Here is a 21388-nt window from a genome sequence, read left to right as displayed (position 1 = left end):
TCCTGTCCACATCCGCTTCCAAGCACTTGTTTTCTGTCTTGGTTTGCCGGCCCTCGTACCTCGGACCGGACAAAGCCTACGCCAGAAAAAAGCGCTCGAAGGCGGGGTGCAGGTCAAACTTATGTCCGCTATGTTAGCGGGCCGATGTCATTCTCCCTGGATTTGCTTAACCCGCTAACCAAGCTATGCCTGCGGTTATCCTGCCAAGAAGACGAGGTCCACGGCTGCGGGCCGGCTCATCCTGTCTGCGTGCGCTCGCGGGAACCGCTCCTCGTACTTCGTCGCGGTACCCGCTCGCTTTGATTGCTTATCCTGGCTTACCCGCCGACTTCGTCCCTCGCTTCCTCGGGCCGCTGCCGGCTAGGCGGCATTTTTTGTCCGAGCTTGCGCACGAGCGGTTAGCTCCCCTCGATTTCTCGGGGAGCTAACCGCGCTTAGATCGTTGTTTATGGTCTTTGCCGCGCAAAATTCCTCCTCGTGGCCTCGGAGTAATACCCGCGCTGTGCCGCATTATGTTGCCGGGGAGCCCCCCTGCAACCGCGTACCTAGCTTGGTGAGCGGCAAGATTAGACTTAATAAATAGCTATGTCGCTCACGTAGCGAAGATAGTCCTAACCCGCAACTCGGCCGCTGATACGTAGTATGCGCGGTCGGTGGACCCGCTCTCGCGGGCCAAGTGAGGGAAGCTGGCCGGTTAGGCCAGATCACCCGAAGCGAGATAAGCCAGGAACCGCAAAATATAGCCTAGTGAGGAAAGGCTCCCCGACTAGGGGAGAATTTCTGATCGGACGAAACCGGTCGGCAAGACTTTGCCTGGTGGGGTGAAACCCCAGCAGCAAAGGTAAGCCGGCCAAACGCAGGATAACCGCGATCCTGCTAAAAGCCACGGCATACCCGCCGCTTTACCCCAGCATGATTTAGCATAGTTGGGTAACAGGCGTGGTATGCCGTGGCTGTCGTTCCCGTCCGCTTGTTCCCGACTATGAGGAGGGAAGGCGCGGCGTATCACCCGCGGCCATGGATTCCCGAAAATTAGTAAGCGGTGGAACACCTACCGTATAAAATAGGAATAAAAACAGCTCCACTGTTTGAAGTGGAGCTGTTTTCAATAAAATCCTTCTCGGGCAATCTTTTTGATGTAGTTATACTGTTTCCGTATCAGCTTTTTAAATTCTCCATCGGATAGCTCATTATACCTGCCTATTCCTTCTTCATAAAGACACTCATAAATCAGTTCACAGTAATCATCATCCTCACGATGTGCTTTTTTGTATCGCTGATCAAGCTCATGGGGAAAATCCAGGGTGTAGGTCATGCTGTCGATTTTGCCGTCTAGATATTCCTTGGTCATGTTCATTAAGAAATCAATATTAGGCAGTTTCATCTCTTAGGTCATCCTTCTCTTTAAATTCCGTTTTGGCATTTTGCATCCGACATTCAAGCTGCACCTTCTCGGACCATGGCAGATAGTCATCCAATATCGGATCATCCGATGTAAACTCCAGATTTGGCAACCGGCGGAAAATATACTCCAAATATTTGTAGGGATCCAGGTTGTTGGCATTTGCTGTCCCTGCGATGCTAAAGATGATTGCGGAAGCTTTGGCCCCTGCCACTGAATCTGAAAACAGGGAGTTCTTCCTCGTGATAGCTACGGGTTTGACGGCAACTTCGGATAAATTATTGGACAGGGGAATTCTCCCGTCCAGCAAGAAGTTGGCGAAGTATTTCTTGTGGTTCAAGGTATAATTTAAGGCTTTTCTCAGATTCTCCTGCCTGGTTCTTGTCGTTTCTGCCCAGGCGAAAAAGGCCTCCAACACAGGGACGCTATAAATAAGCCGGTTCTTTTTCCTCTCTGCCGGGGGTAGTTCCTTCCACTTGCGTTCCAATCGGAAAAGTTTATCACAGTAAGCCCGTCCGATCGCCCCGCCGGAACCAGGGATCTCTTTTCTTCCGGAATCTAAGGGGATGGCTTCCAGGTAATATCGCCGCAAGTGACTATAGCAGAGGCACCGTGTGATGTCTTCCACCTTTTCATAGCCTGCGTACGCGTCGCTGACGTGAAATCCGCTAAATCCTGCGAGAAATTCCTTGGCATGGTCTCCCGAGCGGGTTCGTGTGTATTCGTAGAGAATAATGGGCGGACCCTCGCAACTGCCACTCCGGTGGATCCAGATATACGATTTGCTTGAAGCCTTTTTCCCTGGCTCGTGGTTGACCTGCCAAGTCGTCTCATCGCTCATGATGATGCCGCATTTCAGCAATTGTTCGTGCATTCGGTCATACAGCGGTTTCAGCCAATCTTCGGCGCATCGTATAGCCCAGTTGGCCATGGTATCTCTTTTCAGGGCTGCACCCATCCTTCGAAAATCCCGTTCCTGTCGGTATAAAGGTACCGAAAGCACATATTTTTGGTACAGGATCCAAGCCACGCTGGATGGGGAGGCTATGGAGTGCGTCAGTACAGGCGCCGGCACCGGCGCGCTGTATATCGCATCGTAGGGATTCGCGTCGTTCTTCCCGCATTCCACACATTTATAAACAAATTGGACATAGTCTTTCATCACCAGCTTTGCTGGGATATATTCCATCTCAGAACGTACTTTTTTCTTCCCGATGACTTGCAGTTCACTGCCACAGATCCCACATGCAGATTCATCAGGATTTAGAACACATTCCACGGTTTCTCTGTCCAGCCCTAACGTGAGTTTCTCACGATCGCCTTTTTTTCGTACAGGTCTTTTGTGTTCCTTGATTTGAATAACGGGCGCATAAGGTAAAGGAATATTATCTGCGTCTTCATCACCGAACAGGGATGCTTGTCCTACTGTTGACGGCGTTTTCTCACTGGATGCTCCAAAACGCTGCTTTGCTGCATGCAAAACGGCCTGCGTGAGAGCTTCGACATTGTGTTCTAATCTGTCAATTTTCTCTTGCAGTTTTTGGTTTTTCATTTTAAGTTGTTCTATACGCAGATCTTTTTCGTCATGCATGGCCGCTTTCTCCCCAATGAATTTCTTACTTCAATTATACCAAAAAAGGGCCATTTTTTCAGCATTTTAGAGCATTTTCAGTAAATAATGCCAGTCGTGTCAACTATGTCTGGGTGCGCTTTTTTCTGCTCAACCTGCAACCCTTCCAGGAGCCAAACCATCTGGCGTCTTGTGATGTCCCTCACTTCACCCTGGTCCTTCGGCCACTGGAATTTCATCTCATCGGAAAGTGTTTTGGTAACCAGAATAAATCCATTCCCGTCCCACCGTAAGGCCCGCAAGGCATTGTGTCGTTTATTGCAGAATAAGAATACATTTGCTCCGGCATGGGGATTCAGTTTAAAATTTAACGCTACCAACGCAGCCAGACTATTTTGCTGTTTGCGAAAATCCGTGGCACCCAGTGCTAGGTAGATATGGTCCGCCCCATCGGCTATGTGTTGCATCATAATTCTCGCAGGACCTTCATCAGTCCTGCCAGCGAATTTGGGCTAAAATTACAAGGAACGCTCACATGAAAGCTCTTGAAGAAGATCTGAAAGTCAGAAGTTACTGCTGGATTTTGGCTTACTGTATCAACAGATGAAATGATGGGGGTAATATCTGCAAAGGTCGTTTCTTCGCCTGGTTTTTGACGTTTGCGCACACGTTGATTCCAATATTTGTACCGATGCTTGCTCACGCCATTTTTTTCACACCATTCCCCGATTGTCATGCCATTTTGGACTCTTTCTCTTATCCGCTGCTCCCAAATTTGCAGATCTTCAGCTGTGGATGTCACATTAAAACCTCCCCTCTGATCACTTTTTTTAGTGTATCAGAGGGGAGGTTGATCTACACGACGGTGATTGTTCCACCGCTTACCGAAAATTATGAGGGAATGTGTGACTGCGGGCCGGATAACCGCGCGCTTAGCGAAGGGAAGCTGGCCGATGAGGCCAGATCACCCGCAGCGGATAGACCAGGACCGCAAAGGAATTCTCAGCGAGGGGAGGCTCCCCGTATAGGGGAGACTACGCGAGCGGGAGCGGACAGGATGAGCCGGCCCGGGCAGGGACCCGAGCGACAGCATGGGTGAGGGCGTGTCGTTTAGGGGAGACTACGCGAGCGGGAGCGGACAGGATGAGCCGGCCCGGGCAGGACCCGAGCGACAGGATGGGTGAGGGCGTGAGAGCCCGCTCCCATTCCTGCAAGGAGCGGGCACCGAAGTTAGTAGATAGCCATAAGCATGAGACATTCAATTGTACTAGGAATACACTTAAAGTAGCGTAATACTCCTAGCTGATTATCGATTATCCCTAAATAGGTAAATAATTCAAGCTCTTCAACCGCTGTAGTAGGCGGCTAGTATGATCAAGATGAAGAGTCCGGCTCAGCTTAATGAAAAAAGAGAAGTATTGCCCTATGTGTTTTTGATCACTGCTATATTCAGTTCCTAAGTTAAATACGAACACTTGTTTGTATTTTACTTAGGAAAATGGTAGAATAATGAATATATGGAAGGTGGGTATTTATGTATCCAGACTTATCAAGAAGACAGACCGCTATCTTAGAATTTATAAAACAAGAACTTCGTAAAAGTGGATATCCTCCTACCGTGCGGGAAATAGGTCGAGCTGTAGGGCTACAGTCTAGCTCTACGGTGCATGGTCATCTTTTAACGTTAGAAGAGAAGGGATATATTCGACGGGACCCTTCAAAGCCTCGTGCGATCGAGGTGATAGATAATTCAAGCGACTTACTTAATGTAAGTGATGTTGTCCACATACCGATTGTTGCTCGTATTAGTGCTGGGCGGCCTGTCTTCGCCGCAGAAAACCTTGAAAGTACCTTCCCATTACCAGCGAATCTCCTCCGACAAGAAAATAATTTTATGTTGAAAGTTCAAGGGGAAAGTATGATCGATGCGGGAATCTTAGATGGGGACTTTGTTATTGCACATCAACAGAATGAGGCTCGAAACGGCGAAATTGTTGTTGCATTAATCGGTGATGAAACGACGGTTCAACGAGTTTATAAGGAAAGAACTCTTTTTCGACTTCAGCCTGAGAACGCATATATGGAACCAATTTATTCTCAAGATGTCACAATTTTAGGGAGAGTTGTCGGGGTTTTCCGCACCATCTTATAAAATTAGTCCTTAAAGGGCTCTTATAAGCACTTCTTTAGGCTATGACGGATTTTCATAGGTGAACGTACTGCGTTAAATAAACATAACAGAGATGGCCTTGGCTTAACGCCAGGACCATCTCTTTTATGTTTGTCGTCAACTATCTTAACTGGCAAACTCAACAAACGAAGGTAACCTTAAATACCCCGCCTTGGTTAACTCACGATACTTGACCTTGCATTTTGGTAAACCCTTTGAAAAGATAACAAAATCATTTGCTTCGTTAGACCCCACCATTGTAGATAACTTGTAAACTACCTTGCGAGCCTCAGTGGGAACCCCGAGTTCCATGATGCCTGCTGGTTTACTGTCAGGGAACCGTAGCAACCAACCGAACTTAGATTTTCTAAAACCAGCAATTTCTACCGTTGCATACTGATAATTAATAACTTTTAACCAGTTATGAGATCGTTTTCCAAGCTCATATTTGGAGTTTTTCTTCTTAAGGACAATCCCCTCAAGGTTTTGTTGTTTAACTAAATCGAACAGTGCGTTACCATGACCGATGATAGAAGGTACTTTAGTAATCAACGGTAAATCCATGGGCAGTATCTCAGCAAGAAGTTCCTTTCGATCGGACAGGGGCAGGTGGCTTACTTTTCTGCCCTTATTATAAACCACATCGAAGGCGCAAAACGTTACTGGTTTGATTCTAGACATACTAGGTATTCGCCTGGAATTACTGATTCGAAACCGACTCATCAATTCCTCAAAATCAGGTTTGCCAAATTTATCTGCGATAATTAGTTCGCCGTCGAGGATTGTGCCCTTAGGAATCTGCTCCGTCATAAGTTCTGGGAAACGTTCTGTTACGTTGTTCTCATGTCGAGTATAAAAATTAAATCCATTCATAGTCGAATATCTAAAACGAATCCCATCTAATTTGAGCTCACTAAGCCAATCTGAGTCATCAAAAGGACTATCCACTTTGTGGAGAAGCATTTTGGACTAATAAACATTTTTACACCTCTACAGTCAAGTCTAACATGGGAAAAGCTTACAGTCAGGTGGGAACTGCTGGGAATGACCTAGGTATAACCGCGCTCCTAGCACGGGCAGCAGACCGAGGCACGAGGAATGATCCTTGCGCTGGAGTATCATTAACCCCAAGCACGGGCTCGCTCTAAGCAGGCTAAGCAAACCCGGTTAGGTGTTCCCGACCAATGGAAGGGAACTTCTGGCCGGTTGACCCAAACAAGGCGGAAAAAGCACGCTTAGTGAGGGGGTATTTGAAGCTACGAAGCGAACAAAAGATTCCCGCGAGCGGAGGAGTAGGACCAAGACAAGGATTGAAAGGATAGAGATGCTGTTTTCTTGGATGAATTTTGGGCTGCAGAATAGTCCACTCGGACCTGCTTTGTTTGACGAAGTGTCGGTGTTTCGAGTGGTAGTGGTTGCTTGCTTTGATAATTTCATTGCGATCAACCGTGTACACTTGTTCAAAATAATTGTCGAAATAAATACAATATTGAAATAATATGTATTGAAAAAAATCTAAAGGTCATGTATAATTAGAACAAAGTTGGAACATATGTTCTTGGTCAGAATATATGTTCCGTGAACCGTTTTCCTAAAAGAGACTAAGACCGGAGGGAGGTGACATGAATGGCTGTTATTAGTTCTCAGACAGAATCCGTTATGGTACTAGAAGTTCAAACTGGCACAACCCCAGCGGGAGGTCCCATCTTGTCGAGCCGCAGTATTAATGTTAAAGCTGCAACTACGGACCAAGACTTATTTGATGTGGCAACCGCTATGCAAGCACTTTCTGAGTACCCTTTAATCTCTGTCGTGCGTGAAGATCATTTTGATCTGGCCGAGTAATAGGCCTAACATTAAGGCTATTAAGCCGAAGGAAAGGAGGAAATAACCATGCCAGTTGGAACTGTATCTAAAAAAGTTCTCCGTATGACCTTTACAAATGCCTTAGGGGCTGGGGTAAGTTACTCCGTCGTCAATCCTGTGGCAGATTTGTCTGCGGCGACGGTCCAAACCTTTATGAATCTGGCGATTGCGAAGAATCTTTTCACTTCCACCGGTGGTGATCTAGTGGCTATTAAGGATATAGCAATCGTCGATACAACGACTCAGGATTTGTTTGATCCGCCTATTGTATAGAAGTTTGTTCGATACCCTGGGCAGGGGTGGCGTTCGCTTGAATTCTTCTATAGAGAGGAGTGCACGAGAAGTGGCGAGGGGATTTCGCCTCTCCACTTCTCGCTATAATCACTTGTATGACCCGGCACCGTGGTCACCAATAGAAATGTCGCCGGAAGGGAGGAAGAAACGTATGGATGAGATGTTAAAACTTGTCGCTAATTTTGGCTTCCCAATCGTCGTGAGTGCTTATTTGTTGGTGCGGATCGAAGGGAAGCTAGGAGAACTCACTCAAAGTATCACGGAACTGGCTAAGGCAATTGCCGTGATGAAGTCATAAGTTGTGTGGTGGGCTCAATCTTTAATATTCAAAATCTAACTCAGCGAGCCCTGCCGGTATCCGCCGGATAATGGGCTCTTTTGTTTAGTAGTCAAAATCAAGACGAGGGGGGATCTAATTGAAGAGGATCTACATTAGCCCAAGTAGTCAGGAGCATAACCTAGGCATAGGGCACTTTGGGACAGAAGAAGCAGTAATGAACAAGATTGCCGATGCCCTTATGCCCTTGCTGGTAACGGATGGCCGCTTTGAAGTTAGACGAAATACCCCAAGTATGGATGTATGTGAAATGGCTGAGGATTCTAATCAGTTTAAGGCGGACATCCATGTTGCTATTCATAGTAACGCGGGTGGTGGTGAGGGTACCGAGGTCTACGCCTTTGGTCCCGCAACGAAGAGTGAGCAATTAGCGCAAGCGCTTTACAAGCAGGTCGCACCACTTTCCCCGGGTGTTGATCGGGGGGTAAAGTACAACCCCGCGCTGCTGGAGGTAGGGAACAGTGTCCACGCTACCTCGGCCTTGATTGAAGTAGGCTTTCATGACAATGCTTTGGATTCAGAGTGGATGATACAGAGTCCATCCGTTATAGCAGGGGCACTTTACCTTGGAATTTGTGATTATTATGGGTATGATTACCGTGCATTGGCCGGTGTGGTACCTGTAGTTGTGCCTGTAGATGATAGCGATATATACCTGAGCGTACGAGTTCTGCAGTCAAAATCAGAAGGATTAGTCAAGCAGATACAGGCTATGGGGTATGCCTGCAAAGTGTTGCCGTTAGCTTGAATTGAATTGAATTGTATCGGATCCAAGTCTATTGCACGTGTAGGGTGACACAGTTACCGCGCTCGTTTTTTTGTATCTTTGTTTGGCACTCTTCTCAGCTACTGATGGGCCACGCTAAGGTACCCTGTTTTATTTGCTTGATCTCTGGCCGCTTACTATTGCAGCAAAAAAAACAGCGAATAAAAGGGACAGAGCTGCTAGTCATCCTACTTGAATGATGAGCGGCAGCACAGTCCTCTCGGGTATGCGTTATCGGTTCTGACCGCTCGGGCCTGTGTTGCAACATCGTTCAATCCCACCGCCCGGCCGCCACTACCTCCTGCGTCGGTGCGCTTGCCGATCTAGTTAGACCGCCCAGCAAGCACGCTTTCCTGCGTCGGCCACGCTTACTGAGCTACATTGATCCAAGCGGCAGCCCTCCCTACTGCATAGGTTCTGACTGTGGGTCGTCCACGTGGGAATTCCCTCCTGTGTCGATCATGCGCGCCGAAATGAGTCTACCCTGCATTATTTGGTTAATTACCGGTTGAATACTACTGCTGCAAACTAATACAAGTTTTTGTTGTTATGCAGCCCATCGTTCAAAAGTTCTATCTTCAGATTATTAATACTGCGGAGTGAGTGGCGGTGGGGAAGGTAAGAACGAATCATCTAATAATCCACGATAAAAACTAGGCATAGTGCAGGTTGTCATACACTCATACTGCATTTTGGCACCTTTCTGGGTCACTGGACGGACCATGCCGCACGGACGAAAAAGTGCGGCCTGCCAGTGGGTTCGGCCTACGGGCCGTCCGCTCACGAATTCCCGCTCACGCCGGTCATGCGCGATCGGGGCCGGGAACCACGAATTCCCTCCTGCGTCGGTCATGCGCGGACGGGGGATGAGACCACATACCCCACCATGCGGAGATGGTGGGGTATGTTTCTGAGCGGCTTTTCGGGAACCGTTAGTTGGTGCGGACGTGGAATGAGACCGCATACCCCACCATGCGGAGATGGTGGGGTATGTTTCTGAGTGGCCTTTCGGGAACTGTTGGTTGGAGCGGACGGAGAATGAGACCGACTGGGCTGCTAGTCATCCTGGCTGAATAGCTGCTGGTAATCCTGGTGAATGATAAGCTGCAGCCCAGGGGGACGTTCGGGTCTGCGTTGGTTATAGGAAACGGTGGGGGGACCCACCCCTTTTCATGCATGTCTTGGACCGGTTAGGGATGGCGTTTATAAGTCCATGGTCCGCTGCCGCTCGGTTGGCACTACCTCCTGCGTCGGTGCGCCACCCAAGCTAGGGGAGCTTATGGGCAATTTGTGGTCGAGGACCGCTCGGGTATGCATAACCAGTTGCCGAGGACTAGGCTGCAATTAATACTGCATGAACTATGAGCGGCAGCCTGGTCCTCTCGGGAGTTCGTTGCAAGCGGCTAAGGTGCCCTGCTTTATTTGCTCGATCTCTGGCCGCATAATGCTGCAGCAAAAAAAGCAGCGATCAAATGGGACAGAGCTGCTAGTCATCCTGGCGGAATTACGAGTGGCAGCACAGTCCTCTCGTGCCTGCGCAGGGTCTTGTCCGCTCGGGCTTGTTTGCTTGACGAACAGTCATGTATCCCACAGTTGAAGCAGGGGGCATGAATCGTGGGTCTGACATAGGTTGGAACGAATACGAGTTACGGGAGGGGAAGTCCCGCCCTCGTCATGCATGTCTTGGAACGATGATGGTTGGATCGGTACGGTTGCCGCGAGGGCGGCACCCGTACCAACGAGGAACGACGAAGAGGTCAAGAGGCCTTGTCGTATAGGATTGTTGAGGATTTATGTACAGGTTTGCTGTTAGCAGGTTTGACGATGGAGAAGTCGTCGATGGCAAGTTCGATGTCGGTTAGGCATACGTTGGGTCGCTAGACGGACCATGCCGCGCGGACGAAAAAGCGCGGCCTGCTAGCGGGTTCGTCCAGCGGACCGTCCGCTCACGAATTCCCGCTCACGCCGGTCATGTGTGTTCGGGGCCGGGACCCGCGAATTCCATATAGAGGAAATAGCTCCTAGTCTCAGTATTGAGGGGGCAGAGAAGTTTAAAGGCAATTATGGTAGTAAGGATTTTAGCTTCTACAGTTGGGATTAATTATCTGATGATCAGTGGGAACTAAATTAATTCTGCTTCACAGCAAGCCAGGTCAGAGCGGGCCTTGGTCGAAGGGAAATACAGAGATACTTCAAAGAAGTAGTGTAGAAGGTTCTGGCATTTACAAAGAAATGTCTATGTTAAATGCAATAATACAAATTAAGAACTTATATGTCAGCTTTATTAGTACTTGCATTATAATTTCTTCTTTCAGCGATTAACAGCAGGTAATTTTTTAGAATCGGAGAATATACAAGAAATAACTTATAAATCAGGGGGAGGTGACAGGGCTGGTGTTAAAGCAAATGAAAAAATATTGGTGGACTTCGTTGTTGTTTTTATATCTTATAATTTTTGTGTACAGACTAGTTACTGTTGTTACTGTTAGTGGTCTCGACCTACCAACTGTAACCATCTTTCTAGCAATTATTCAGACACTAATACAAAATTCTGAGCCAATAAAAAGATTATTATTATATATACATTTTTGGTTTACAAACATCCAATTTTCTTGGAATTATACTGCCGATTTTATAGTGCCAGCGGATTCTCTGAAAATTATTAATGAACAGTTTTTAAGGAATTTAGTTGGAAAGGCAATCAGCCAGAATAAGAACCTCAAAGCAGATACGCAAGATATACAGTATTTTTCACGTAAAAAAGGTATGGAAAGCATCATAAGTTATGATCCTTTAGGTGTGAATATCGTGTTTGTGAAATCATATGGGGACAGTATAGAGGATCTTGAAAATAATAATGCGATGCATCTTACTGTTAATGGTAAAACACTTGTGAGGTATAGAAAAACTAAAGATGTACTAGACGAGTTTATTACAAGTATTTTCGCTAGCTTGGAAGAATCTCTTAAGGATATCCAATACAGAAATTTTGCACTTGAGATAAAATCAGGAGAGCTTGATCACGATTATTTTAAAAAACTTTTTATCAAAGGGATAGAAAGTCGAGAAGTTGATCAATTTAATTTACAAAAAAGGCCTGGACGGTGCAACATACACGCAAGTGAAAAGAGAATATATGTTTATTCACTAAACAGGCAGGATTTAGTAATGAGTGTGAAGAACCTTCTGTTTAAGTTGTCAATTTAAGGGGAAGAAGGTAATAATTTGCCAATATCAGCAAAATTGTTTCACATTGAACGATATCCAGCCAATTTGCCAATTGAGACTATGCCTGTTACATCTAACGCGCAGACTGATATTCCTTTGAGGACAAAAGTGGAATTACTAGGACAGAGTGAATATGGGGATTTAGCAAAATTACAAATCACACATGATTCAGGGCGCGACTTTGAGGGAATTGGCTATTCAGAAGAACGAGGTAGGATTGATGACCTGATCCATATTGCAAGCGAAAATTTATTTCCAGCTTTTATAGATAATGAGAGGCAATGGCTAATTAGTGCATATTCTTCTAAACAAGTTTTCAATTCGGCATTCAAACGATTACGTGCATGGATGCCGACAGATGCCAATGAGAGTCAACTACGAGCAAGGCCTGTAGGCATTGACCTGCTTAGAATGAAGGCTACATATGACCAGCAAGCAGAGGGCCCGCAAATAAAAGGCGGCTGGTTTAGTCGTATACAGCTATTAAATGTAAATGTCGCTTATATAGGTGGTAGCGACGTATCTACAAGTGAAGATTGGGATCGTTATGAAACAAACGGACTTATATCAGCAATGAGAGTTGATTATCCTAATGACGATCCTGACCTAGAACCTTTTAGACTTCTTCTGACTAAAGATGGGACAGTATTCAGTTACAAAATGTTCCCAGAAGGAGAGTTTTTGAGACTAATTTTGCCGATATTTGATTTTGCTAAGCAATTTATTACTGAAGAATAATAGAATGAGGGATTAGACAGTGATGGAGAAGGCTTCGAGAAAGATTAGAACAAGAGAACAAATCATTGCCGACTTGAGCATCAATTATCTAAAACGATTCATTTTACAATGTGGTTTTGCAGCGGATAAACCTCAGGATGGTTATGATCGGTAAAGGTAGCCTGACCTTCTCGGTCATGCTTTGTCTGCTGCTAAGGTAACCTGTTCTATTTGCTCGATTTCTGACAGCACAATACTTCAGCAAAAAAAGCAGCGATCAAATAGGACAACCAAGGATGTCGTTGCACTCGAACGCATAAAATTATTTCTCTTATCATGGGATCACACAGAGCGTTGTGATGGCTTTAAATTCGAGTAAGTATAATCACAGTTCGTGTTTTTGTTGCAATTACGGGAAGTGTCCGTGCAGTCCGAAGAATACCGCAGGAGTGTAAAGTTCGAGGATATGCTCGTTGCTGCCACATGGACACGATGACAAAACCAAAAAGCTGGTGTCCGCAGGACATTCTCGCCACAGCATAGAATGTTCTGCTGGCTAGCGCCGAGCGACCCGGTCTCCACCTGTCCGCGCATGAGCGATGTAGGAGGGAATTCGCGGTCCTCGGCCCCGGCCGCGTATGACCAGCGTGAGTGGGAATCGGGGACGGACGGCCATCAGGCCGAGCTCGCTGGCAGGCCGCGCTTTCCTGTGCGTGCGGCATGGTACGTCCAGCGACGGGCCTGGACCCGTTACCGCGCTCTGATTCTTCGTCGGCACGGGTGTCTTCCTCTGAGACAACCGTGCCGATCTTATTCCTGTCGGTCCAAGACATACATGAAGGGCGGGTCCCCCACCCCGAAAAACCTCGTCAACGTCCAACCACGTCGTAACCCAGGCGGCGGACCGACGCAGGAGGGAACTTCGCCTGAACGGTTCCAGCTCTCGACCGCGCATGACTGACACAGGAGGGAATTCGCGGATCCCGGCCCCGGCCGCGCATGACCAGCGTAAGCGGGAATTCGGGGACGGACGGCCAGCAGGCCGAGCCCACTGGCAGGCCGCACTTTCCTGTGCGTGCGGCATGGTCCGTCCAGTGACTCAAAGAAGTGTCAAAAGGCAGTATGAGAGTGTGACGAGCTGCATTGGGTATAGGGTTCATGACGGATTCTATGTAATATAAATAGAGGTTCAGTTCTCGCAAAAGTGATAAAAAGCTGAAGACCGAGCAGATGAAAAAAATGATGAATAACAGTTAACTGACAGCCAAGGCTGCAGCAGACGGTGATAATGAAATCCTGAGCGGAATTACCAGGGATGCTAAGCGGAGGGGAAGGACGCCGATGACAAGAGTATGTAGGGCAAGGAGATACCCGAGCAGGTCAAGAACTATGCCCTTGATGTCGAGTAAGCATACCAAGCAGTGTGAGAAAGTGCACAGTATAAGAGACTAAGTCCGATCAGGTCAGCACGGAGCATAACAATGAGCGGAGGGCCAAACACAAACACACGGGACCGAGTCTGAGCATCGGCATGTAGGCCGCGCGCAGGCCTTCATGCAGCTTCGTCCGAGCGGGGCGTTCTCGACGCAGTAAGGCACGGACTCGACGTAGGGGGGAGGGCCTTCTAGGAGGGAACGCACCGCTGGGAACGGGGTAAGACCACAAACCACGCGCCAAGGATGAGAGGCAACCCGAGGCTACGAGGGGTGACTCTTATTCGGAGATAAGCCTGGACCCAAGCCGGCGAGCCAAGCTACGGAGGCAGCCCGAGGCTACGAGGGGTGACTACGAAGCGGCAGGGCCAGGACCCGAAACCGCGGGCCTAGCTCCCAAGTGCAGGATGACCGCGCGCTGAGCTCAGTTAGCTTCCCGAAGTTAAGAGGGGAGATCCACTGAGCGGCAGCCGGCTAGGACCCGAAACGCATACACGAGAGGACTGTGCTGCCGACTTATAGTTCACGCAGGATGACTAGCAGCTCTGTCCTTTTAGATCGCAGTTTTTGTTGCTGAAGTTTTACGCGGCCAGAGATCGAGCAAGTAAAACAGCGTACCTTAGCAGCCTGCATCGAGCGCCCAAAAGGATCAGACTGCCGCTCATGGTTCAGGCAGTATTATTAGCAGGCATGTTCTCGGCAGCCGGTGACGCAAGCCCGAGGAGTCAAGACCAACAGCGCAGGCCCAAGAGGGCTGTGCTGCCGTTCATCATTCAAGCAGTATGACAGGCAGCTCTGTCCCTTTAAATCGCTGTTGTTTTTGCTGCAGTATTATATAACCCGAGATAGAGCAAATACAACAGGGTTCCTTAGCAGCTAGCAGCGTTTACCGAGAGGACAAGGATGCCGCTCATAGTAGCAGCAGTTTATTAGCAGCCTAGTCCTCGGCAGCCTGCAGCGCAATCCCGAGCGGGCCTGAACTTAATTTACTTGTGAGTATTGCCAGAGACAATACATAGAACTGGAAACTGCAGAGAGGTGGAGGAAAAATGTCATCGTCACGCCGATTCGACTGGAATTAATAAACTTTACAATGCACTGTATTATGGTGAGACGATCAGCGAACTGGAACAACACTCTGAAAAAGAACTATCGGAACTTAATGGATTAGGGCGTGTGACCCTACGTGAGATTAGAGACAAATTAGTAGAGTATCAAGCTAAAAAATGATTCGTATTAATCATAGAGGGAATGCTCAGAATAATTGCCTATATAAAACACCGCAAACAGGATCACTGCTTGCGGTGTTTTGTTGAAGCGGGTCGTTATAATTAATATGATTCTATCAAATCTAATGCAAGAATTAATGGCTGTAGGTGAGCAAACTCAATTACAAGTATATTAGCAGTGATCCTGTTTTAGACGGAATTTATGTATTATATTGGATTATTTCTGTTATCTTGGGAGGAATTAAATGAAAATTGTGGAAAGTATTCTGGTACTGACTACCTTGAGCATAAAAACCGTCTCGACGTAACTAATGAGAATTCCTTTCACTGTTGGTTGAAAAACAACGTATCTGGCTGACAAACTTGAGGGGGACCAATAATACGACGTTTTCAGAAAGATGGATGATGAAAGTTGTTCGCAAATGTTAAGATAACGCGCGAAAACATAATGGGGATTTCGAGCCAAGATGTACATTTTTATGTCCAACGCATTTGTTAAAATTAAGTGAAACTCTTTAAAAAAAGTAATATCATGGTAGGTAAAAGATTATTAATTGTAGCTGAATCAGCTCGACACAAAATTAACATATTAACTCCCCTGTGTCAGGATTTGGTGCGGCTTGCGGAAGCACTAGCGTGACCAGATATTAAAGAGGTGGATTAAGGATGAATGCTTCTGCCAGAGAAATAGATATGTTGATGAAAGTAGCAAAGAAGATTAAAGGACTTCTAGAATACTTAGATATTGCATGCTAAATGGCTTTATGTAGCAGCAAAGTCGTAATCAGCCCAGGTTCAGTTATTGATGTTGTTACCATTGATGGCAATAGAGTTATTTCCGAAAAGAGACAACAGTTCCATCTGGGGAAACTGATCTGGGTACTCAACAAAAAGAAACTTTTTATAAGGACTTTTCCAGATAACATTGTAAAAAGGAGGTTAGGTCGTGAAGGCTTTTGATTACGGTGATTGGCAAGATAGGATTTCAAAGAGGATTGACATTACCGGAATGGTAACTCATTTGACGAAACCCAGTGAAGGTAGTTTAACATCAATGGATGAGAGCGAAATTAATTTACGTGCAGTTGATACTCTTATTAAAATTCTCAAAGAAAAGAAGATTCAGGGCAGTAATAAGGAAAAAGGATTTATTAATGGAGATATCCCAGCGGTATGTTTTCAAGAAGTCCCTTTTTTCGGTTTGGTCCAGAATGTAGAGTTTGAAAAGGAAAGGCGGTCAAAAGGATCAAGTAAGATTAGGTATTGTGGAGTTGGACTTAGCTTTAATAAATTCAATGTATTTGAAAACTGTGGTCGACCAGTTATTTATGAAGAAACAGAGCGGGCAAAACAAATATTACCAGAAAATCAGTACTGGAGAATTGTAAATTTAGAGCTTCATGTTGGAGTTTCTAAAATTGTTGATTGGACCCACGAAAGGGAATGGCGTTTGCCAGGAGATTTTAATTTTAGGTATGATTTAACCCATGTCGTCTTGTACGATAAGGCATGTCTAGACTACTTTCGAAAGAATTGTTCAGATGATATTGTTAACGCTATTCACGGAATTACTATGCTTAAAGGAATATTAATGTAAGCATACATTACTCTCGACCTTGTCGTTCTGCAAATGTACATAGACCTTCTGTCAAACGACACAAATAATATCTTTAGACGAATCCGGCGAGGAGGATTTCGGCTATAAAAGGGTTATCTGCGAATCGAAGCAATTATAAGACATGAGGGGCAGTTGGAATACGCAAAATCCCACCCGCGTCGGAATTTAAAGGTAATTCAAAAAAGCTAAAGGAGATACTATGGCTATTCATTGGGATAACTTAAGAACATTTAATAATTCTCAAAATAATGCCTTTGAAGAATTGGTTTGCCAACTTGCAAGAGAAGAACAGATTGTTAATAAAACTGAGTTTTACCGAATTGCAGCTCCTGATGGTGGAGTAGAGGCTTATTGTGTTTTAAATAATGGAGATGAATATGGTTGGCAAGCAAAATATTTTTCTTCCATGGGGACTACTCAATGGAATCAAATTAAAGAATCTTTTGAGACCGCATTAAGAACACATCCAAATCTTAAAAAATATTTTATTTGTATACCATTAGATAGGCAAGATCCAAGACATGGGGAACAAATGTGGTTTATGGATCGATGGAATAAGAAAGTAGAACAATGGACCGAATTTGCTCAAGCACAAGGAAGGGAGATTAGCTTTGAATACTGGGGGAGTTCTGAGTTGATCCACAGGCTATCCCAAGAAAAGCATGCAGGCAGGACACTGTTCTGGTTCTCACAAGAAGAATTTTTAGATGTATGGTTTAAATCTCACGTTGAAACCAGTATTGAAAATCTGGGTAAACGGTATACCCCTGAGGTTCATGTTAAATTAGGAATTGAAAAGGAATTTGACTCAATTAGTAAGAATGATTCTTTCCGCCAATATATAAAAGAAGAATTTCACGAATTTTTGCTAAGACTTAATAAGGTATTGAGTAGATTGTCTGGATTGTCTGGATTACCAATCCATGATGAAGTTAGTGAGATACGCACCGCAAAAGACGATATTGTTTTTCAATTCTCATTGTCTCAAAAAAAGGAAATACTTCAGATTGACGTAACATTATTAGAAAAAAGCATGTGGTCAATTAAGGGCGCCCTCTCGAAATGCGTGACAAAAATAGACAAGTACAAGAAAGAAAGTAAAGAAAGTAAAGAAAGTAAAGATATAAACGATTATTCTGATCAAGAAATAAACAAGCTATGGAATGCATTGTATAACTTCTCTAATTTCATCCAGAGTTCTTCACTAAAATTAGCAAATTGTCCAAATGCTTTACTTTGTGGCCCTGCTGGCATAGGGAAATCACATTTGTTAGCTGACATAGCCTCAACTAAATTAAAAGAGAATAAGTCCTGCATTTTACTTTTAGGGCAACATTTCACTTCTGAGGAATCCCCGTGGACACAAATTCTACGTAATTTACTCAGGGTTCAATGTAGTGAAAGTGAATTTTTAGGAGTTTTGAATGCAAAAGCAGAAGCACAAGGGGAAAGACTTTTATTCATTATTGATGCGATCAATGAAGGAAGAGGTAAGTATTTTTGGCCTGAACACATAAACGGCTTCGTTAATGATTTCAAAAAATATCCTTGGATTGGGTTAGTACTCAGTATTCGCTCATCATATGAGTGCTTGCTAATACCTGATAATTTTGTTTCGGACAACAAGGTTATTAAACTTAATCATTCGGGTTTCGAGAACATTGAGTATTCTGCGTCGAATTTTTTCTTTTCGCAGTATGATATCGAACAACCGAGTGTTCCATTGCTTCATCCTGAATTTAGTAATCCATTATTTCTTAAATTATTTTGTGAGGGATTGTATCGCTCAGGGTTGAATAAAATACCTAAAGGTTATGGAGGCATTAGTAGTATCATCGACTTTTTCTTAGAAAGCATTGATTACAAACTATCAAAGCCCTCTTTTTTCGATTATCCATCGGGTCGGAAAGTTGTCAGGAAGGTTATTGATGGGCTGATTGAATATAGGCTGAAAAATGATCTTAACGTTGTCGCTTATGAGGTTGCCTTTGAGATTGCCGATAGTATATTATCCAAATTCAGCAACAAACGTCGTTTTATTGATGCACTTATTTCTGAAGGGGTTTTATCTAAAAACATATTCCGGTCTGGGGAGGGAGCATATGAAGAAGCTGTTTACTTAGCTTATGAGCGATTTGAAGATCACCTAATAACATCCTATCTGCTAGATAATCATCTTGATAGCGACAATCCTGAAACTGTCTTCCAAAGCAGTGGGAAGTTGGCTCGTTATATTGACAATTCACATGTTACACAAGGTGTATTGGAATCGTTATCTATTCAGATACCTGAAAGAACAGGTATAGAACTCTATCAACTACTTGATGACCAACAAAAAGCTTTTACAACAGTTAAAGAATCATTTATCAATAGCTTAATTTGGAGAAAGCCAGAAACCATCAAAGAATGTACAAAGGAATATGTCCAAAAATATATTCTTAGAAATAAACATTCATTTAATCTATTCTTCCAAATGGTTTATTCCGTTTCTACTGACCCTGATCATATTTACAATGCGAATAGTCTTCATGACTATTTAATGAAATTCACCCTAGCGGAGAGGGATGGATTTTGGACCATCTATCTTCATGACCAAGACCATGAAGGGACTGCTATGACAAGGCTTATTACTTGGGCGAACGCAAATAATGAAAAAGCATACCTATCAGAAGAATCCCGCATATTAGCAGCCAAGGCACTCGCATGGCTTTTTACAACTACTAATGTTCTATTCAGAGATTCAGCAACCGATGCACTAGTTGTTTTGCTCGAAAATAACTTAGCGACAATAATGAAGCTTTTAATAGAATTTGAAGATATAAACGATCCTTATGTGTATGAGCGAATCTTTGCGGCTGCCTATGGCGCTGTTCTGCGCTCAGATAATCTGGAAGAGTTAGAGCATCTATCTCAGTATATTATCGAAAGAATATTCAATAAAGAAGAAGTTTATCCAAATGTATTGGTGCGAGACTATGCTAGGAATATTGTGGAGTATGCGCTATATAGAGGACTATTCGATCTTGGGAATTTAGACTTAGTTCGGCCACCATATAAAAGTTCTTTTCCGTCTGAATTTCCCACTAACGAAGAAATAGATGTATATATATTTGATTACGACGCAGATGATTTCAAGGATTATTATTGGGGACAAAATTCAATCCTGAGTTCCATGGTAACTGAGTATGGAAGAGGAACTTCTAGCTATGGTGATTTTGGCCGATATACATTTCAAAATGCAATACAGAATTGGGAAGATTTTGACCCTAATGATTTGAGTAACTATGCCTGCAAGTTGATTTTTGAAAAATATGGATATGATGTAGAAAAGCATGGAAAATTTGATAGAAATGCTACTAGAGGCGATAGAGCAAGAAATATAGTAGAAAGAATTGGGAAAAAATATCAATGGATAGCGTTATATGAAGTGTTAGCTCTCCTCTCTGATAATAATAAAATCCCTGAAGAGTCATCTTCTTTGGGAAAAGAGGTGCTATATGCCTTTTATCAAGGGCCATGGGAACCATTTGTTAGAAATATAGATCCGACTGTAGTCCGTGACCAATCAAAGATACAATTCCAACAGGAGAAATTGATTAGCCATGTCGATTATTCTGATTGGGATGATGCAAATGAAGCTTGGTTAGTTAAAGATGAAAATCTTCCAGAATGTCTTATAGCTGTCACCGATTCTTGTAATGACGAGTGGTTAGTATTAGAAGACCACCTTTCATGGGAAGAACCTGTACCTATTGGGCAGGATAAACATGAGTACCCACGTAAACGTCTCTGGTATCAAATAAGAAGCTACCTAGTAAAAGAAGAAGCAGCAGATTATCTAATAGATTGGTTAAAAGATCAAAATTTTATGGGAAGATGGTTTCCTGAGGGGCGTGATCAATATCAAGTGTTCAGTCGAGAGTTCTACTGGTCACCAGCCTACCGCTTTTTTAATAACCCCATCTATGGAGGACATAGTTGGGAAGAAGTGCATGATAGAGAAAAAAAGAAAATAATCGCGCATGTTTTACCTACAACAGAGGGACATAGGTGGGAGTCCGGAACAGATTATGAAGATCAACCGTCATATCTTGCCCCGCGAGAGTATATGTATACTGGCATGAAACTTCAATATTCGAAAAATATTGGTGAATGGCTCGATGAAAAGGGCCATGCTTGCTGTTTTGATGATTCAATAAAAACAGGGAAATCTTCTTGTTTATTAATTAGAAAAGACATATTGCAGAAGTTTTTAACAGAAAATGGTCTTATAATATTTTGGACGCGCTTAGGGGAGAAAACAATTAATGGAACTTCTTTTAGCAGACAACGATATCTAAAATGGTTGGAACTTTCAGGGGTGTATATTTTAAGTAATGGTAAGATATATGGAGAAACGAATTCCTTTATCCAGGATGTTAAAGGAACTTAATCTTCCTTTTTAACAATCGAATACAAATCAGAGATTCGGCCGGACAAATGAAGGATAAGTTTAATAATTGTAGAAATACCTTAAGAATAGAATTTGCTAGATCACGAAAGGAATGGCTTTGATATATGCAGAAAAGACACATGAGCAGCCTGGAAAATAGATTTCTCAAAAAAACGGACATCCCAAGACGTTTCCGCAGAGTAGAATATCGTCTCGACGTGGTGGATAAATATAAAAGTAAAGATTAGGAAGTAAGAGCGGTTATGTCTATCATACAGTGCTCATGGCAATAATTAGCGAGCCAGATTCACTACTAGCAAGGAGAT

21 protein-coding genes are annotated in these 21388 nt (G+C 44.2%); 15 read left to right on the top strand and 6 right to left on the bottom strand.

All coding sequences use genetic code 11. The features are described 5' to 3' along the window. Positions 1-1105: 1105 nt before the first annotated feature. From ACYQ3Q_RS17745 to tnpA, 4 genes are all read right to left on the bottom strand, one after another. Entirely contained in the window at positions 1106-1384 is a 279-nt protein-coding gene (locus tag ACYQ3Q_RS17745; protein ID WP_459929860.1) for a hypothetical protein, read from the bottom strand. Next, positions 1371-2993 carry an IS66 family transposase gene (gene tnpC, locus ACYQ3Q_RS17740; RefSeq protein WP_459929859.1) on the bottom strand — a complete coding sequence of 541 codons (1623 nt, stop codon included), beginning with the start codon at positions 2991-2993 and terminating at the stop codon, positions 1371-1373. The genes ACYQ3Q_RS17745 and tnpC overlap by 14 nt, the downstream gene beginning before the upstream one ends. Positions 2994-3070: 77 nt before the next feature. Then, complete coding sequence (gene tnpB / locus ACYQ3Q_RS17735) at positions 3071-3442, bottom strand: IS66 family insertion sequence element accessory protein TnpB (RefSeq protein ID WP_459929858.1); 372 nt, start codon at positions 3440-3442, stop codon at positions 3071-3073. Then, the gene (gene tnpA / locus ACYQ3Q_RS17730) at positions 3439-3774 is read right to left on the bottom strand and encodes an IS66 family insertion sequence element accessory protein TnpA (protein WP_459929857.1); all 336 of its coding nucleotides are present in this window, start codon (positions 3772-3774) and stop codon (positions 3439-3441) included. The genes tnpB and tnpA overlap by 4 nt, the downstream gene beginning before the upstream one ends. A gap of 48 nt (positions 3775-3822) precedes the next feature. Between tnpA and ACYQ3Q_RS17725 the strand changes: the two genes are divergently transcribed. Further along, positions 3823-4071 (top strand): hypothetical protein, encoded by a 249-nt coding sequence (locus tag ACYQ3Q_RS17725; protein WP_459929856.1) that lies wholly within the window; start codon positions 3823-3825, stop codon positions 4069-4071. A 435-nt stretch (positions 4072-4506) separates the two neighbouring features. After that, positions 4507-5124, top strand: a complete 618-nt coding sequence (lexA, locus tag ACYQ3Q_RS17720; RefSeq protein WP_459929855.1) for a transcriptional repressor LexA — start codon at positions 4507-4509, stop codon at positions 5122-5124. Positions 5125-5268: 144 nt separating this feature from the next. On the opposite strand, the gene ACYQ3Q_RS17715 is transcribed toward lexA, so the two are convergent. Then, a complete protein-coding gene (locus ACYQ3Q_RS17715) occupies positions 5269-6105 on the bottom strand; it encodes an ATP-dependent DNA ligase (protein WP_459929854.1) in 837 nt (278 codons plus the stop codon). 663 nt (positions 6106-6768) lie between these two features. Between ACYQ3Q_RS17715 and ACYQ3Q_RS17710 the strand changes: the two genes are divergently transcribed. From ACYQ3Q_RS17710 to ACYQ3Q_RS17695, 4 genes are all read left to right on the top strand, one after another. Continuing rightward, complete coding sequence (locus tag ACYQ3Q_RS17710; RefSeq protein ID WP_459929853.1) at positions 6769-6987, top strand: DUF1659 domain-containing protein; 219 nt, start codon at positions 6769-6771, stop codon at positions 6985-6987. Positions 6988-7035: 48 nt separating this feature from the next. Continuing rightward, positions 7036-7281 carry a DUF2922 domain-containing protein gene (locus ACYQ3Q_RS17705; protein WP_459929852.1) on the top strand — a complete coding sequence of 82 codons (246 nt, stop codon included), beginning with the start codon at positions 7036-7038 and terminating at the stop codon, positions 7279-7281. 172 nt (positions 7282-7453) lie between these two features. Continuing rightward, entirely contained in the window at positions 7454-7600 is a 147-nt protein-coding gene (locus ACYQ3Q_RS17700; RefSeq protein WP_459929851.1) for a YvrJ family protein, read from the top strand. Positions 7601-7718: 118 nt separating this feature from the next. Then, a complete protein-coding gene (locus ACYQ3Q_RS17695; protein ID WP_459929850.1) occupies positions 7719-8387 on the top strand; it encodes an N-acetylmuramoyl-L-alanine amidase family protein in 669 nt (222 codons plus the stop codon). A 604-nt stretch (positions 8388-8991) separates the two neighbouring features. Here the strand turns inward: ACYQ3Q_RS17695 and ACYQ3Q_RS17690 are convergent. Continuing rightward, on the bottom strand, positions 8992-9369 hold the full coding sequence (locus ACYQ3Q_RS17690; protein WP_459929849.1) for a hypothetical protein: 378 nt from the start codon (positions 9367-9369) through the stop codon (positions 8992-8994). Between the two features lie 458 nt (positions 9370-9827). Between ACYQ3Q_RS17690 and ACYQ3Q_RS17685 the strand changes: the two genes are divergently transcribed. The 9 genes from ACYQ3Q_RS17685 to ACYQ3Q_RS17645 all read left to right on the top strand — a co-directional run bounded on the left by ACYQ3Q_RS17685 (position 9828) and on the right by ACYQ3Q_RS17645 (position 21062). Then, entirely contained in the window at positions 9828-10016 is a 189-nt protein-coding gene (locus tag ACYQ3Q_RS17685) for a hypothetical protein (protein ID WP_459929848.1), read from the top strand. An 87-nt stretch (positions 10017-10103) separates the two neighbouring features. Next, positions 10104-10286: a hypothetical protein gene (locus ACYQ3Q_RS17680; protein WP_459929847.1), complete on the top strand. Its 183-nt coding sequence runs from the start codon at positions 10104-10106 to the stop codon at positions 10284-10286. A gap of 513 nt (positions 10287-10799) precedes the next feature. After that, positions 10800-11612 carry a hypothetical protein gene (locus tag ACYQ3Q_RS17675; RefSeq protein WP_459929846.1) on the top strand — a complete coding sequence of 271 codons (813 nt, stop codon included), beginning with the start codon at positions 10800-10802 and terminating at the stop codon, positions 11610-11612. A gap of 18 nt (positions 11613-11630) precedes the next feature. Next, entirely contained in the window at positions 11631-12371 is a 741-nt protein-coding gene (locus tag ACYQ3Q_RS17670; RefSeq protein WP_459929845.1) for a hypothetical protein, read from the top strand. Between the two features lie 19 nt (positions 12372-12390). Then, positions 12391-12525, top strand: a complete 135-nt coding sequence (locus tag ACYQ3Q_RS17665; RefSeq protein WP_459929844.1) for a hypothetical protein — start codon at positions 12391-12393, stop codon at positions 12523-12525. A 778-nt stretch (positions 12526-13303) separates the two neighbouring features. After that, positions 13304-13531: a hypothetical protein gene (locus ACYQ3Q_RS17660; RefSeq protein WP_459929843.1), complete on the top strand. Its 228-nt coding sequence runs from the start codon at positions 13304-13306 to the stop codon at positions 13529-13531. 1251 nt (positions 13532-14782) lie between these two features. Next, a complete protein-coding gene (locus ACYQ3Q_RS17655) occupies positions 14783-15013 on the top strand; it encodes a DNA-directed RNA polymerase subunit alpha C-terminal domain-containing protein (protein ID WP_459929842.1) in 231 nt (76 codons plus the stop codon). A 945-nt stretch (positions 15014-15958) separates the two neighbouring features. Next, positions 15959-16609 (top strand): DUF2971 domain-containing protein, encoded by a 651-nt coding sequence (locus ACYQ3Q_RS17650; protein ID WP_459929841.1) that lies wholly within the window; start codon positions 15959-15961, stop codon positions 16607-16609. A gap of 220 nt (positions 16610-16829) precedes the next feature. Next, entirely contained in the window at positions 16830-21062 is a 4233-nt protein-coding gene (locus ACYQ3Q_RS17645; protein WP_459929840.1) for an NACHT domain-containing protein, read from the top strand. Positions 21063-21388: the final 326 nt, after the last annotated feature.

The organism is Desulfosporosinus burensis (assembly GCF_054657535.1).
This window is presented reverse-complemented; position numbering and strand designations above follow the sequence as displayed.